The 15,043-nt window shown below is 64.4% G+C and carries 11 protein-coding genes; 9 read left to right on the top strand and 2 right to left on the bottom strand.

Going from position 1 to position 15,043, the window contains the following annotated elements; genetic code table 11:
- Together H928_RS29870 and H928_RS0125050 are read left to right on the top strand one after the other, a co-directional pair.
- On the top strand, positions 1 to 741 hold a 741-nt coding region (locus H928_RS29870; RefSeq protein WP_239645080.1), incomplete at its 5' end, for a bifunctional 2-polyprenyl-6-hydroxyphenol methylase/3-demethylubiquinol 3-O-methyltransferase UbiG.
- 14 nt (positions 742 to 755) lie between these two features.
- Positions 756 to 1,622 carry a bifunctional 2-polyprenyl-6-hydroxyphenol methylase/3-demethylubiquinol 3-O-methyltransferase UbiG gene (locus H928_RS0125050; protein ID WP_021028961.1) on the top strand — a complete coding sequence of 289 codons (867 nt, stop codon included), beginning with the start codon at positions 756 to 758 and terminating at the stop codon, positions 1,620 to 1,622.
- 42 nt (positions 1,623 to 1,664) lie between these two features.
- Here H928_RS0125050 and H928_RS29865 read toward each other — a convergent pair whose 3' ends face one another.
- On the bottom strand, positions 1,665 to 3,704 hold the full coding sequence (locus H928_RS29865) for a glycosyltransferase family 2 protein (RefSeq protein WP_148293324.1): 2,040 nt from the start codon (positions 3,702 to 3,704) through the stop codon (positions 1,665 to 1,667).
- A 65-nt stretch (positions 3,705 to 3,769) separates the two neighbouring features.
- Positions 3,770 to 7,468: a methyltransferase domain-containing protein gene (locus H928_RS32675; protein WP_021028959.1), complete on the bottom strand. Its 3,699-nt coding sequence runs from the start codon at positions 7,466 to 7,468 to the stop codon at positions 3,770 to 3,772.
- Positions 7,469 to 7,561: 93 nt separating this feature from the next.
- Here H928_RS32675 and H928_RS0125035 point away from each other — a divergent pair, with 93 nt between their 5' ends.
- The 7 genes from H928_RS0125035 to H928_RS0125000 all read left to right on the top strand — a co-directional run bounded on the left by H928_RS0125035 (position 7,562) and on the right by H928_RS0125000 (position 15,009).
- On the top strand, positions 7,562 to 8,455 hold the full coding sequence (locus H928_RS0125035; RefSeq protein ID WP_052330245.1) for a glycosyltransferase family 2 protein: 894 nt from the start codon (positions 7,562 to 7,564) through the stop codon (positions 8,453 to 8,455).
- A gap of 65 nt (positions 8,456 to 8,520) precedes the next feature.
- Entirely contained in the window at positions 8,521 to 9,321 is an 801-nt protein-coding gene (locus H928_RS0125030) for a glycosyltransferase family 2 protein (RefSeq protein ID WP_021028957.1), read from the top strand.
- A complete protein-coding gene (locus tag H928_RS0125025) occupies positions 9,321 to 10,421 on the top strand; it encodes a glycosyltransferase family 4 protein (RefSeq protein ID WP_021028956.1) in 1,101 nt (366 codons plus the stop codon). The genes H928_RS0125030 and H928_RS0125025 overlap by 1 nt, the downstream gene beginning before the upstream one ends.
- Positions 10,422 to 10,494: 73 nt before the next feature.
- On the top strand, positions 10,495 to 11,388 hold the full coding sequence (gene argB / locus H928_RS0125020; protein WP_021028955.1) for an acetylglutamate kinase: 894 nt from the start codon (positions 10,495 to 10,497) through the stop codon (positions 11,386 to 11,388).
- Between the two features lie 200 nt (positions 11,389 to 11,588).
- On the top strand, positions 11,589 to 12,269 hold the full coding sequence (gene slmA, locus H928_RS0125010; protein WP_021028954.1) for a nucleoid occlusion factor SlmA: 681 nt from the start codon (positions 11,589 to 11,591) through the stop codon (positions 12,267 to 12,269).
- 168 nt (positions 12,270 to 12,437) lie between these two features.
- Complete coding sequence (locus H928_RS29855) at positions 12,438 to 13,187, top strand: TetR/AcrR family transcriptional regulator (RefSeq protein ID WP_021028953.1); 750 nt, start codon at positions 12,438 to 12,440, stop codon at positions 13,185 to 13,187.
- 19 nt (positions 13,188 to 13,206) lie between these two features.
- Positions 13,207 to 15,009 (top strand): acyl-CoA dehydrogenase C-terminal domain-containing protein, encoded by a 1,803-nt coding sequence (locus H928_RS0125000; protein WP_021028952.1) that lies wholly within the window; start codon positions 13,207 to 13,209, stop codon positions 15,007 to 15,009.
- Positions 15,010 to 15,043 lie beyond the last annotated feature (34 nt).

The following is a 15,043-nucleotide window of genomic DNA, read 5'->3' as shown; positions in this document are numbered from 1 at the left end:
GAGCAGCACGGGCTGACTGGCTCGTTTCGCAACATCTTTGGCCTGGACTGCACGATTTCCTCGGCTGATGATATTTTTGGCTTTTTTGCCGGCCACGCCAGCAGCAACAACCCGCTGCGCGATTACCTGGCTGATGGCTGGCGTACCTTGGCCGAGCTGATGACGGTGATGGAGCGAGTCGGCCAGCCGTTGGTGCAGAGCCAGCATTTTCTGGAGTTTGCCAGCGGCCATGGCCGCTTTACCCGCCATCTGGCCCATCTGCTGGGGCCGGACAAGGTGACGGTGTCCGATGTGGTGAACGATGCGGTAGATTTTGCGATGCGCACCTTTGGCGTGCAGGGCTTTGTCTCTGCCAGCGTCCCTGAGCAGTTGGTGGCGCCGCGCCAGTACGACACAGTCTTTGTCTTGTCGCTGTTCAGCCACCTGCCGCGCAGCACTTGGAGCCGTTGGCTGCAGGTGTTGTACAACCAAGTGTCTCCGGGCGGGATCTTGGTGTTCAGCACGCATGGCATCAAGGCGGCCCGGTTTGACAGCGTGCCGCTCGACGACGAGGGATTTTTCTTTGCACCGTCGAGCGAGTCGAACGCGATCGACCCGAACGAGTACGGCACGGCCTTCACGACCGAAGCCTTTGTGCGCGCCCGCATTGCCGAGACCGCGGGCGCCGACAAGCTCGAATATTTCTCACCCGTGCAGTTCTGGAACCACCAGGACGTGTACGTTCTGCGAAAGCCATCATGAACCGCGGAAGCCGTATGCGCCGCCTGGCGCAATTGCGTGAAAAGCTGCTGGGCCTGCCTGACTTTGACGACAGCCGAATTACCGACGAGTGGTTCCGTTCTCACTTTCACTACGCATCCGATGTGGTGGCACAGTGGCTCAGCCCGGTGATGGATGTAAGTACCGCCCGGCTGCTGCAGTTTGGCTGCGGCGATGGCATCACTGATCTGGCCTTGGTGCTGCGCCATGGCGCCGGGGCCATCCATGGCATCGATGTGCGCCAGGAATACGCCAAGCTGCCCCGCATTGCGCAGGAGCAACTGGGCATGCAGCGCATTCCGGCAGCGCTGAGTTTTCAGACCATCACGCCCAGCGCGCCGCTGGCTGGCCAGGCGCCGCTCTATGACGGCATCATGAGCTGGTCGACCTTTGAGCATGTGCAGCGCGACCAGCTGCTGCCCATCCTGAAAGACCTGCTGGCCTGCCTCAAGCCCGGCGGGCATTTCTTCTTGCAGATGGAGCCGCTGTTCTACTCCGCCTTTGGCTCGCACCTACGCCGTTATGACGATGTGGCTTGGCACCACTTGCTGGTGGACGAGGATGCGCTCTGGAAGGTGATTGAAGCCTACGACGGCGAACTCAGCCCCGATGAGGTGGACTTTGGCTTTGCCGATTTTGGGCCGGAGGGCTACAAGCGCTTTGTGTTCAAGGAATACCAGGAGCTCAACCGCCTGACCGCCGATGAGCTGGTGGCGCTGGCCAAGGAGGCGGGCTTTACGGTGGCGCGCGAGGAGCGCCGCCACTATGAGCCCGCTCCGGTGCCCGAGGCCTTGCTGGCGCAGTACCCGCGTGAGGTGTTGACCAACAACGAGATCTTTTTGCTGCTGCAGCGCCCCGTTTGACCGCTGGCCGGCAGCCTGCTGAAGGCCCCGGCCAGTTTTCCGTCAGGCGGCGGGTTGGGTGCCTGCCGCAGCTGCTGCCGGCTGCAGCGGTGCCGAGACGCTGGCGCTGTAACTCAGGCGCTGCATGCGCTGGCCCAGGCCGCTGCGGCTAAAGAGCCGGCGGTTGATCGAGGCCTCACAGTGCAGCGGCGTGCGCACCAGCCAGCAGGTATGGCGCACTTCAAATGCGGGGTGGAAGTAGGGATCGCCCTGGTCCAGAAAATCGCGCCAGCGGCTGGCGAACAGCGCCGAATCCTCGGGGTGCGGGTCGTAGCCTTCGGCCTTGCCCCGGGTGATCGACTCATGGTGCACCAAGGTGGCCTGCGGGCAGTACAACACGCGCCAGCCTAGCTGCAAGCTGCGCAGGCACAGGTCCACATCGCCAAAGCCCACGGCCAGCTTTTCGTCATAGCCGTCGATGGCATCAAAGGTTTCCTTGCGCATCAACAGGCACGCAGCGGTCACGGCCGATACCTCGTGCGTGCTTACCAAACGGCCCATGAAGGCGATATCGACGCGGTCGGGCGGCAGCTTCAAGAACTTGCCATAGTGCTCGGCGATGCCAAAGGCGCCCACGCAGACTCCGGCGTGCTGGATCGAGGTGCGGTCGGGGTAGAGCAGCTGCGCGCCCACCATGCCCACGCTCGGGTCCTGGCACTGCGACAGCATGTGCTCCAGCCAGCCGCTCTCCAGTGCCTCGATGTCGTTGTTGCAGAACAGGTAGTGGCTATACGGCCGGGTCAGTTGGCGCACCGCCCAGTTGTTGATCGCCGAGAAATTGAAGGGGCCCTGGTAGCGCAGCACGGTGGCAGTGCCTTCTTGCTCCAGTTGCGCAAAGTAGTCGAGGCTGGCCTGCTCGGTCGATGCATGGTCGATCACGATCAGGTCATAGGCGGCATGCTGCACGGTGGCGCGGATGCTGTCCACGCACTGGCGCACGAGGCTGCCGTAGTTCTTGGTCGGGATGATGATGGCCACGCGCTGGCCATCGGCGATCTGGTGCTGTGTTTCAAAGAAGTTGAACGACACCCCGGGGGCCGAGCGCGCCGCCACGCCGCTGCGGTCCAGGTGGCGCTGCAGTACGGCGGTCGATGTGCTCATCACCTGGGCCATCTTGTCGTGGCCGGCTGAGCCGGTGTGGGTGCGCCATTGGTAGAGGATCTCCGGCAGGTGCACGATGCGGCTGGCCGCTTCGCTGACCCGCAGAATCAGGTCGTAGTCCTGCGATATGCCCAAGGCCTCGTCAAAGCCACCCAGGCTGCGCAGCAGCGCGGTGCGAAAGCCCACCATGTGCACGATATAGGGGTGGCTGCGCAGGTATTCGGGCGAGAAGGCCGGGCGGTGGAAGTACTGCAGCACCTCTTTGCCATCGGGGCTGACCAGCACTTCGTCCGAGTACAGCATGTCCGAGTCATCGGCCATGACGCTTTGCGCGACGCGGTAGATGGCCTGGGGCTGGAGCAGGTCGTCATGGTCGAGCAGTACGACAAACGGAGACGTGGCCAAGGCCAGCGCCCGGTTGCTGGCATGCGATACGCCATGGTTGGTCTCGCCCAGATGCAGCTTGATGCGCGGCTCCTGCGCGGCCAGTTCTTGCAGCATGGTGCGCACATGGGGTTGGGTGGAGGCATCGTCGGCGATGCACAGCTCCCAGTGCGGGTAGATCTGGGCGCGCACCGAGTCAACCATCGCGGTGAGCATGGCCGGGTCGGTGTTGTAGGTGGGAACCAGAATGGAGATGCTGACCGGCTGCTTTAACGCGGCAATCTCGGCGCGCAGCACGGGCAGCACCTCGCTGGCCAAGCGCTGCTGGTAGTCCTGCCAGGCATCGGTGGGGGCAACGGGCACGGTGGGTGCATCAGGGTGGCCCAAGGACAGCAGCTGGTGCTTGAGCATCTGGGTGCCGCCCGTGCGCCAGGCGCGCCAGAGCCGGCGGCTGTTGCTGCCCAACTGGCGTGGATCGGCGGCCAGCAGGTACAGGCTGCGGCCCAGCTGGCGCAGCTTATGAGGCAGCTTGCGCAAGGTAGAGAGAGTGGATGACAAGGAGTGGCTCTTTGTTTTTTGTAGCGGTGGGTGCTTGATTTGCAAGCACTATTGGCGCATTTTATTTAATTGGCAGACTGGCGCAGGCCCGTCAGGTAATCGTGTCCGTAGCTCCAGGGCTGCAGGTACTGGGCCTTCAGGTCGACCGCAGCCGCCGGCGCCGGCAGCGGTGGCTGGCCGTCAACGTACTGGTGCTGGCGGATGTCCTGCATCAGCGCCAGCCATTCGTCGGCCGAGGTGCTCCAGGGGCGCAGCCAGGTCCAGGGGCGGCCTGCCAGGCGTTCGGGGAAGGCGCCGATATCGGGCGCGATCACCGGCACCCCCGCCTGCAGGCAGGCGCTCAAGGTGTAGCTATAGGTCTCGGGCCACAGCGCCGGGAACCAGACCACATCGGGCTGGAGGCGCGCCATCAGCGCGGGCAGGTCGGCATCGTCATAGGGGCCATGGATGGTCAGGCTGGCATGGGGCTGGGTGCGCATGCGGCGGTGCGGGTAGCCCAGCAGGTGCAGCTCGACAGGCGCTTCGCTTTGGGCGGCGGCCAGCGCTACGGCTTCCATCACATCGCCCCCCTTGGCCAGGCTGACGCCGCCGAGGATAAAGACGCGCAGATGGGCATGGGGCGCCAGCGGCTGGCCCTTGGGAACAGGCAGCGAGGCGGCATCGGGGATGTCATGGTGCGTGACATAGCGCACTGGCGCATCGGGGAAGTACTGGTGCATGCGCAGTGCCGCATCCTTGCTGGGCGCGAGCACATAGCGCGCCTGGTTCAGGAACAGGCGGTGGCGCATGCGCCAGGCATCGATGTACTCGCCAGTCGGCGCCGGCTCGGCGCCCGAGCACTGCGGGCACTGCGGCACACCCAAGGCTGCATAGCGCGGGTTGTGGGTGGGCTCCATCAGGTTGATCTGCGGGCAGATCGCGTAGTAGTCGTGGGCGGTGAAGTCATAGCGCACACCCAGCAGCTCGGGCAGGCGCATCACTTCCAGGTTCAGCCCCATCAGGTGGTGGAAGTGGACATGGCTCACGCCCAGCTCGCGCAGCAGTGCCACCAGCGCTTCCGATTGCGTAGGCCAGTGGAACTCCTCGTCATAGCCTTCGGCGGCATCGAGCCACTGCAGGCGGATGTAGTTGTCTTCCAGCGGGGTCAGGGCCAGCGATACCGCGCGGTCGCGCAGGCTGTGGGCCAGCTCCTTGACATGGCGCAGCGTGCCGCCGCCGGCGTTGTGCAGCACCATCAGCACGCGCGGCAGCGGGTGCTGGCGCAGGCGCGCCTTGTCGATGGCATTGCGCGCAGCCTGGGCCGGGTTGGCCTTGAGGTGCGCTTGCACCAGGCTGTCGTAGCGGGGGTGCAGCTGCAGCAGGGTCTGGTAGGCGGCCTGCTCGCGCGGCGTCTTGCTGTCGCCAAAGCTGACGCCGCCGGTGTGCAGCACCACGCTGTCCAGCGCCAGCAGATGGCGCCAGCCCAGGTCATGGGCGCGCATGCAAAAGTCGTTCTCTTCGCCGTAGCCCTTGCCGAAATGCGCCACATCAAACAGGCCGGTCTGCGCCAGGCAGTCGCGGCGGATGTACATGCAAAAGCCCACGCCGGTGGGCACTTCGACCGTCTGCCCGGCATTGGCGCTGGCGGCTAGGTGGTTCAGGCGCAGCAGATCGGCGTCGGCCGGCAGCGCATTCTTTTCGCAAAAGCGCGGGTAGCTGCAGATCGTTGCGTTGTTGGACAGCGGCGTGACGCTGCCCACGTCGGTGGCGCTGTAGGCCGCCCGGTGCAGGCGGTCCAGCCATTCGTGCGACACCTCCGTGTCGCTGTTGAGCAGCAGCACATCATGGCTGGGGTTGAGCGCCATGCCGCGGTTGACGGTGGCCACAAAGCCCAGGTTGCTGTCGTTCTCCAGCAGCTGCACACGGCTGTCCTGCTGGGCCAGCTCGCGCAGCCAGGCGGTCAATTCCGGCTCGGGGCTGGCGTCATTGATCACCACCAGCTGGCTGTTGGTTTGCGTAGCCGCCTGCAGCACCGATTGCAGGCAACGCTGCGTATCGCCCAGGCCCCGGTACACCGGGACGATGATGTCGACCATGGCCGCGGGCTGGGCGGCTGCCAGCGGGCGCACCGGCTCGGCCAGGGTGTCAGCGGGCGCTGCTTCCTCGACCACGACGGCGAGCAGGGTCTCATCCTGCACCTCAGCCATCATCTCCGCTGCATCGACTGCTTGCACTGCATCCTGCACAGGCTCTGGCTCGGGCACATGCACGACGGCCGGGGCGGGCGCAGGCCGGCCGCGCAACCGGGCCTTGGCGCTGGCCAGTTTCTGGCCCACGCGGTAGGCCTCCGAGGCCTCGATATTGCCCAGATGGGTTTGCAGGTTGCCGATATGGGTCTGCTGGCCCTGGATATGTTCTTGCTGCTGGGCAATCGCGGCTTCCAGGTTGTCTTTCTGCGCCTGCATATGGGCCTGCAGCAGGCGCAGCTGGGTGTGGGCATCGGCCTGGGCCTGCTGGGCGCGCAGAACCTCGGTGTCGGCATGGCGGATGCGGGCCTGCAGCTCCTGGGCGCTATCGGCCAGCGCGGCGTAGTCGGCGGACATGGGCCAACCCAGGCTCACTTCGAGCACGGCGCCCTCGGTCTGCAGGCAGTCCTGCAGCAGTGCTGGCGCAATCGGCAGGTGCAGGTGCGGGTCATCGCCGGTCAGCAACAGCAGGGTGCTGCCCGGCGCGGTGGCGGGGGCCGGCTGCCAGCTGATCTGGCTGTGCGGCACCTGGGCCAGCGCTTCGGGCTGGTCGGCGTCCCAGCGCCAGCGCAGCGCGCCGCTGGCGTCATAGAGGCGCATCGCATGCAGGTGCAAAAAGCCGGGACGGTCGGCCGGGTCCCAGCGCAGGCTGGGTTGGGCGCTGTCAAAGCGGGGCAGCGCAAAGCGAATGCTCTGCTGCAGGGCGCCAATCTGGCCCTTGGCAATCAGCTTGTGCGATTCGCTGAACTGGCCGGCATCGGCCCAGTACAGGTTGGTGGTGAAGCTGGCATGCGCTGTGTTGTCCTCGCTCTCGATCGCCAACAGCGCATGGGCCTGGGCGGCAGCGGCATCGCTGCTGGGCCGGATGCTGCAGATGAACTGGTAGGCCAGCGCATCGGGCTGGGCCAGCAGGTAGCGCATCACGGCGGGCGGCAGGCTGTCGGCGGTGGTGCGGGCAAATTCGGATTCGTCGAGCGGGCGGTCGATGGTCTCGATCGACTGCACGCTCCACTGGCCCGCTTGCATCAGCCGCAGCAGCGACTGGCGGGTGAAAAAGCGCAGGTGGGTGGCGTCGAGCAGGCCTTCTTCGCGGTAGCGCAGCTCGCCCTGCATCAGCTCCATCACCAGGCCGCAGTAGCCGGCGTTGGGGATCGAGACCAGGATTTCGCCGTTTTCTGCCAGCAGATCGCGGCAGTCGGCCAGCAGTTGCTCGGGCTGGCGCAGGTGCTCCAGAACATCGGCGCAGACGATATAGTCATACTGACGCCGCGTAAAAGCCTCCGCCAGGTTGATCTGTTCCAGATCGGCCACGGCCAGATCGCGATAATACGGCCTGGCGAGCGCGGCCTCCTCGGCGCTGAACGTCACACCATCGAGGGTGCAGGCCTTGTGCTCGTGCAGGTACTGGCCCAGCACGCCGGGGCCGCAGCCCAGATCGAGCACACGGGCGCCCGGCGGTATCTTGTTCGCCAGCACGGACAGCGAGCTGCGCTGCTGGAGATCGATGTGGCGGGTGTAGACGTGGTGTTCGCGGGTCATGGATATGGGAATGGGTAGGAATTCTGCCGAGATAGGCCTGCAGATGCAGGTGAAAGATGAATGACTGACAAGCAAAATCGTGTGGCAATTCTATTGTCTACATACAACGGCGAGCGGTTTCTGCCTGCGCAGCTCGATTCCCTGCTGGCGCAAAGCCATGCGGGTTGCGATATCTGGGTGCGCGATGACGGCTCCAGTGACCAGAGCCTGGCTATTGTCCGGCGCTATGCCAGCATCCATCCCAACATCCACATCCAGGCCGGCGAGAACTTTGGTTTTGTAGCTAGTTTTTACGAATTATTGCAAAACGTGGGCGCGGGCTATGGCTTCTATTTCTTCTGTGACCAGGATGACGTCTGGCTGCCCAGCAAGGTGAACCGCGCGCTGGCGCTGCTGGAAGGCGAACAGGGCGCTGCGCTCTACTGCTCGCGCACCCAGTATGTGGACAGCGATCTGCAGCCCATCGGCCCTTCGCCCGATTACGACCGCCGCTGCATTGGTTGGGGCAATGCGCTGGTGCAGAACATTGCGACCGGTTGCACGATGGCCCTCAACCGCGCGGCGCGCGAGCGCCTGCTGGCGCAGCGCCCCGGCTTTTGCCTGGCGCATGACTGGTGGGCCTACCTGGTGGTGTCGGCTTTTGGCCAGGTGGTGTTCGACAGCGAGAGCCATATCCTCTACCGCCAGCATGGCAGCAACACCATCGGCATGCAAAAGCAGGGCCTGGCGGGCCAATGGGCGCGCGTGCAGCGCTTTTGGCGCCGGCTGCGCCAGGCGGGCCCGGGCTGGATCGACCAGCTGAGCGAGTTCGACCGGCTCCATGGCGCCGACCTGGCCGATGCCCAGCGCCGCCAGCTGCGCATGCTGATCCGCTCGCGCAGCAGCTGGACGACGGCGCTGCGTGCGTCAGTCCAGCGCTATTACTGGCGCATGAGCAAGGTCGACACCTTGATCTTGCGTGTGCTGCTGGCGCTGCGCCTGTACTGAGGCGCTGTTACAACTGGCGCGCTGGGCTGATTTCCGCGCGGGCCGCTGATGGATAATGCCCGCTGATGTCCGCCAGCCCCACCTCCTTGCCTCCGCCCATTCCCGCGATTGCCCTGTCTGTCGTCAGCCATGGCCATGGGGCGATGGTGCAGCAGCTGCTCGATGCCTTGGCGCTGCACGGCGCTGGCGGCAACGGTGTCAGCCGCGTGGTGCTGACCTTGAACCTGCCCGAGCCTGCGCCCCTGGCACCTGCAGGCGGCTGGCCTTTTGTGCTGGAGCTGCGCCACAACAGCGTGCCGCAAGGCTTTTCGGCCAACCATAATGCCGCCTTGGCGGGCGCGACGGAGCCCCTGGTCTGCGTGCTGAACCCGGATGTGGACCTGCGCGGCGGCAATCCCTTCCCCGCGCTGGTGCGCGCGCTGCAGCGCCAGGGCGTGGGCCTGGCCTACCCGATGCAGGTGGATGAAAACGGTCAGCTGCAGGACAGCGAGCGGGAGCTGCCCACCCCCTGGTCCCTGCTGCGCCGCTATGCGGTCAAACGGCGCGAGACCCGGGCCGAATGGGTCAATGGCGCGATGTGGCTGCTGCCCACCCCCGTCTGGCAGGGCATTGGCGGGCTCAATACCGCGTACTTCATGTACTGCGAGGATGTGGATCTGTGCCTGCGCCTGCGCCTGACGGGCTGGACCTTGGCGCGTGCTGATTGCGTGATAGGCCATGCCGGCCAGCGCGCCAGCCACCGCCGGGCCCGCCATGCTTTGTGGCATATTCGCAGCTTGCTGCGGCTGTGGGCCTCGGCAGTTTTTTGGCGCGCCCGGGCCTTGCTCCGGCGCACCCCCACGGCAGCACTCACGATGACTGAATAATGATTTTCCTGGCAGTGGTCGCTTTTCTCTGTACGCTCATTGGCGCGGGTTTCATCGTGCGCCGCATGCGCGGCCATGCCAAACGCTATGGCAAGGATTTGCCCCAGCGCTTCCATATGGGCAACATCCCCCGGCTGGGCGGTCTGGCCATGTTTGTCAGCCTGGTGCTGACGGTGGGCGTGGCCGGCCTGCAGAACTGGTGGGGCTACTACGGCAATGCACTGCACTGGAACCAGTGGGTGCTGTATTTCTTCATGGCGATGCTGCCTGCGGTGGCTGGCGGTATTGCCGAGGACATGACCCAGCGCATGACGGTGCGCTACCGCCTGGTGCTGACCCTGCTGACCGGCCTGCTGGCCGTCTACCTGCTGGGCATGACCGTGCCGCGCATGGGCCTGGTCTGGCTCGATACGGCGCTGAGCGCCGCGCCCTGGCTGGGCATGGCGCTGGCCGTGCTGGCCATTGCCGGCCTGCCCCATGCCTTCAACATCATCGATGGCTACAACGGCCTGGCCGGCATGGTGGCGGTCATCATCTGCGCGGCGCTTACCCATGTGGCGCTGCAGCTGGGCGACCGCGAGCTGGCGGCCATCCTGGTGATCACCGCAGCGGCCACCCTGGGCTTCATGTTCTGGAACTACCCCATGGGCCAGCTCTTTGCCGGCGATGGCGGCGCCTATGTCTGGGGCATCGTGATCGCCTTTTGCAGCATTACCCTGGTGCAGCGCCACCCCATCGTCTCGCCCTGGTTCCCGATGCTGCTGCTCATCTATCCGGTCTGGGAGACCATGTTTTCCATCTACCGCAAGCTCGCGCGCGGCGACTCGCCGGGCATGGCCGACGCGCTGCACCTGCACCAGCTGATCTATCGCCGCATCGTGCGCAGCGTGCTCGATGAAAACGCCGCACGCCGCATGCTGCGCCGCAATAACCGGACCGCGCCGTATTTGTGGGCGTTCACTTTGCTCACCGTGGTGCCGGCGGTCCTGTTCTGGCGCAACACCTATATTCTCATCGGTTTCTGTGCGCTGTTCTGTGTCTCCTATGTCGCTGCCTATCTGGTGATCGTGCGCTTCAAGCTACCAGGCTGGATTCGCTGATCAGCAGGCAGGCGGCACTTTGGGGCACAATGCGCGTTTTGCATCTTCTCCGCTGCTGTAAAGGCCTGCAACCATGACGACTCCTTCTCTCTCCATTGCCCCGCGCGACAAGGCTGAAATTCTGGCGCAGGCACTGCCCTACATCCGCAAGTTCCATGGCAAGACCATGGTCATCAAGTACGGCGGCAACGCCATGACCGACCCCGACCTGCAGGCCGACTTTGCCGAAGACGTGGTGCTGCTCAAGCTGGTGGGCATCAACCCTGTGGTGGTGCACGGCGGTGGCCCGCAGATCGAGAACGCCTTGAAGCGCCTGGGCAAGGAAGGCAAGTTCGTGCAGGGCATGCGCGTGACCGACTCCGAAACCATGGAAGTGGTCGAATGGGTGCTGGCCGGCGAAGTGCAGCAGGACATCGTGGGCCTGATCAACCAGGCTGGCGGCAAGGCCGTGGGCTTGACGGGCCGTGATGGCGGCCTGATCCGCGCCCAGAAGCTCAAGCTCAAGGACAACAAGGATCCGTCGGTCGAGCACGATGTCGGCCAGGTCGGCGACATCCTGTCCATCGACCCCAGCGTGGTCAAGGCGCTGCAGGATGACGCCTTCATTCCCGTGGTGAGCCCGATTGGCTTTGGCGAGAACAACGAGAGCTACAACATCAATGCCGATGTGGTGGCCAGCAAGTTGGCCACCGTGCTGCAGGCCGAAAAGCTGATGCTGTTGACCAACATCCCCGGCGTGCTCGACAAGCAAGGCCAGCTGCTGACCGAATTGACCTCGCGCCAGATCGATGACCTCATTGAGGACGGCACCATCTCGGGTGGTATGCTGCCTAAATTGGCCGGCGCCATCGATGCCGCCAAGAGCGGTGTCAATGCCGTGCATATTGTCGATGGCCGCGTGCCACACGCGATGCTGCTCGAAATTTTGACCGACACAGCCTACGGAACAATGATTCGTAGTTATTGATACATTTGATTGCGTAATTGATTTGTGCATCTAGCAATGCACATGATTTTTATCATTTTTCTGCAGTTCTTTTGCAGTAAGATGTTACAGAGGGCCCAAGGTTGCGCTGGCAACCTGTGAGGCGAGTGCCTTACTTTTATCAATAAAAAATACCTGGCGGTGTTGGGAGACTGCGTCGGGTGCAGCCTCATATTCAACGCATGTCTGATCAAGAATCTTCTTTCGCCGCCGACCTCGTCGATGCGCCGCTAGAAGCCGCTAACCCGGCACCTACCCGTAAACGTCCAAAACCCGGAGAGCGTCGAATCCAGATTCTGCAGACGCTGGCGGCCATGCTGGAGCAGCCAGGCGCAGACCGCATCACCACGGCGGCACTGGCCGCGCAAATGTCGATCAGCGAGGCGGCCCTCTACCGCCACTTTGCCAGCAAGGCCCAGATGTACGAAGGCCTGATCGAGTTCATCGAGCAGTCCGTCTACAGCCTGGCCGTGCAGATCACCGGCCGCGATGTGCCGGACCCCGCCAAGACCGTGGAGCAGGGCATTGCGCAGGCCCACCGGGTCGTGGCCATGGTGCTGCAGTTTGGCGAGCGCAACCCCGGCATGGTGCGCGTGATGCTGGGCGATGCGCTGCAGTCCGAAAACCCCCGCCTGCAGCAGCGCATGCAGCAGTTCTTCGAGCGCATCGAGACCACCTTGCGCCAGTGCCTGCGCGTGGTGCCCGGCGGCGATGCATCGGCTACGCCCACCGTGGATGCCAATGTGCGCTCCAGCGTGCTGATGTCCTTCCTTATCGGCCGCCTGCAGCGCTTTGCGCGTTCGGATTTCCGCCGCCTGCCCACCGAGCAGCTCGACGCCTGCCTGTCCTTGATGGCGCACTGACGCCAGCCCACCCCATCGCAAAAGCTGCTGAGCCTGACAAGGCCAGCAGCTTTTTTCATGGGGGGCACGGCCGTTGCCGTGGTTTACCCTTGCTTTGCACACCAACGGTTGGCAGCACACTGGGTTTGTGCAAGAATCAAAAAAGAACGACCGTGCTATTTTTGATTTATGACCAAACCCCTTGCTTCCACCCCAGGCCCTGCCGAGATCGCCAAGCTGGCCAAAGGCGCCCAAACGCGTGCTGCGATTGTGGATGCCGCCCTGTCCCTGGCCGCGCAAGAGGGGCTCGATGGCCTGTCGCTGGGCATGGTGGCGCTGGCCATGGGCATGAGCAAGTCAGGGGTGTTTGCCCACTTTGGCTCACGTGAGGAGCTCCAGTGCTCGGTGGTGCGCGAATACCATGAGCGCTTTGAGCGCGAGATCTTTGTACCGGCGCTGCAGGTGCCGCGCGGACTGGCCCGCTTGCTGCATATGGCCACCGGCTGGATGGGTAGCACCGCCCAGCCCAATGATGCCAGCCGCCTCTACGGCAGCCTCTACATCAGCGGCGCGGTGGAGTTTGATGACCGGCCCGGCGATGTGCGCGATGCGCTGTCCGAGTCGGTGCGCATCTGGATGGATGCGATGCGCCGCGCGATTGTGCAGTCCCAGACCGAAGGCCAGCTGCGCAGCGATGTCGCTCCCGACCAGGTGCTGTTCGAGCTGCACGGCATCATTTTGTCGCTGCACTATGAAACCCGCTTTCTCCATGGCCCGCAGGCGCTGCGCCATGCTGCCACCGGCCTGCGCGGCATCTTGCTGCGCCATGCGGTGAACCCCGAGCGCGAGGCCGCCTTGATCGATGCCGCGCTGGCCCCTTGCCTGGCAGCGCTGCCCGATGCGGCCGCGCCCGCCTCCGTTTCTGTTTTGACCTCGTAATTTTTCCAAAGGACTTTCCATGCCTCAGTACACCCCACCGCTGCGCGACATGCAGTTCCTCATGCAAGAAGTGCTGGACCTGCCGGCCCGCTTTGCCCAATTGCCGGCCTATGCCGAGGTGGACACCGGCACCATGGATGCGATTTTGGAAGAGGCCGGCAAGTTTGCGGTCGAGGTCGTGCAGCCACTCAACCTGCCTGGTGATGCCGAAGGCTGCACGCGCAACCCGGCCGATTCGAGCGTGACCACGCCCAAGGGCTTCAAGGAGGCCTATGCCAAGTATGTGGAAGGCGGCTGGGCGGCCCTGTCGTGCGACAGCGCCTATGGCGGCCAGGGCCTGCCCTTTGTGCTGAACCAGTGCCTGTATGAGATGCTCAACAGCGCCAACCAGGCCTGGGCCATGTACCCCGGCCTGTCGCACGGCGCCTATGAGGCACTCCATGTGTATGGCTCGGACGAGCAGAAAAAGCTTTACCTGCCCAAGCTCACCAGCGGTGAATGGACCGGCACCATGTGCCTGACCGAGCCCCATTGCGGCACCGACTTGGGGCTGCTGCGCACCAAGGCAGAGCCCCAAGCCGACGGCAGCTACAAGATCACCGGCAACAAGATCTTCATCAGCGCCGGTGAGCACGACATGACCGACAACATCGTGCACCTGGTGCTGGCCCGCCTGCCCGATGCGCCCAAGGGCAGCAAGGGCATCAGCCTGTTCCTGGTGCCCAAGTTCCTGGTCAATGCCGATGGCTCGCTGGGTGCGCGCAACCCCATCAGCTGCTCGGGACTGGAGCACAAGATGGGCATCCATGGCAATGCCACCGCGCAGATCGCCATCGATGGCGCCGTGGGCAGCCTGGTCGGCCAGGCCAACAAGGGCTTGCAGGCCATGTTTGTGATGATGAATGCCGCGCGCCTGGGTGTGGCCAACCAGTCGCTGGGTCTGATGGCCGTGGCCTACGAGAACGCGCTGGCCTATGCCAAGGACCGGCTGCAGATGCGCAGCCTCTCGGGCACCAAGGCCAAGGACCTGCCGGCCGACCCCATCATCGTCCACCCCGATGTGCGCCGCATGCTGCTGACTGCCAAGGCCTACAGCGAAGGCGGCCGCGCGATGATGATCGCCACTTCGGCCCTGGTCGACGAAGAGCTGAACCACCCCGACGAAGCCCTGCGCAAGGCCCATGCCGCGCAGGTCGCCTTGCTCACCCCCATCCTCAAGGCCTTTTTGACCGACAAGGGTTTTGAGGTGACCGTGCTGTGCCAGCAGGTGTTTGGCGGCCATGGCTACATCCATGAAACCGGTATGGAGCAGTTTGTGCGCGATGCGCGCATCAACATGATCTACGAAGGCACCAATGGCATCCAGGCGCTGGACCTGCTGGGCCGCAAGGTGCTGGGTGACCAGGGTGCGGCGCTCAAGGCGCTGGGCAAGCTGGTGCAGGGTCTGGTCGAGGAAGAGGGCGTCAACGAACGCATGGCCGATTTCATCAACCCGCTGGCGCAGCTGGCCGGCCAGATGACCGGCATCACCACCGAGCTGGGCCTCAAGGCGCTGCAGAATCCTGACGAAGTGGGGGCCGCCGCGACCGACTATCTCTGCGTGATGGGCCACCTGGTGATGGGCTACTGGTGGGCACGCATGGCCCAGACCGCGCTGCGCGCACTGGCCGAAGGCGATGTGACGGGCAAGACCTTCTACGAAGCCAAGCTGCAGACGGCGCGCTTTTACTTTGCGCGCCTCTTCCCCGAGGCGGGCCTGCGCGTGCGCACCATGCGCACCGGCAGCAAGCTCTTGATGAACACCGACGCCGCGCTGGCTTGACCGCCTGCAGTGCTGTCGAAAAACACCGAAGGAG

This window comes from Comamonas sp. B-9 (assembly GCF_000410635.1).
Taxonomy (GTDB): Bacteria; Pseudomonadota; Gammaproteobacteria; order Burkholderiales; family Burkholderiaceae_C; genus Comamonas.
The sequence above is the reverse complement of the archived record's forward strand: the minus strand, read 5'-3'. Positions and strand labels throughout refer to the sequence as shown.

Bases quoted from the DNA above. Each gene is read 5' to 3' on its own strand.
- H928_RS29855 (WP_021028953.1), top strand. From the start codon at position 12,438: ATGACCAAACCCCTTGCTTCCACCCCAGGCCCTGCCGAGATCGCCAAG.
- H928_RS0125025 (WP_021028956.1), top strand. From the start codon at position 9,321: ATGATTTTCCTGGCAGTGGTCGCTTTTCTCTGTACGCTCATTGGCGCG.
- H928_RS0125050 (WP_021028961.1), top strand. From the start codon at position 756: ATGCGCCGCCTGGCGCAATTGCGTGAAAAGCTGCTGGGCCTGCCTGAC.
- argB (WP_021028955.1), top strand. From the start codon at position 10,495: ATGACGACTCCTTCTCTCTCCATTGCCCCGCGCGACAAGGCTGAAATT.
- H928_RS0125030 (WP_021028957.1), top strand. From the start codon at position 8,521: ATGTCCGCCAGCCCCACCTCCTTGCCTCCGCCCATTCCCGCGATTGCC.
- H928_RS0125000 (WP_021028952.1), top strand. From the start codon at position 13,207: ATGCCTCAGTACACCCCACCGCTGCGCGACATGCAGTTCCTCATGCAA.
- H928_RS32675 (WP_021028959.1), bottom strand. From the start codon at position 7,468: ATGACCCGCGAACACCACGTCTACACCCGCCACATCGATCTCCAGCAG.
- slmA (WP_021028954.1), top strand. From the start codon at position 11,589: ATGTCTGATCAAGAATCTTCTTTCGCCGCCGACCTCGTCGATGCGCCG.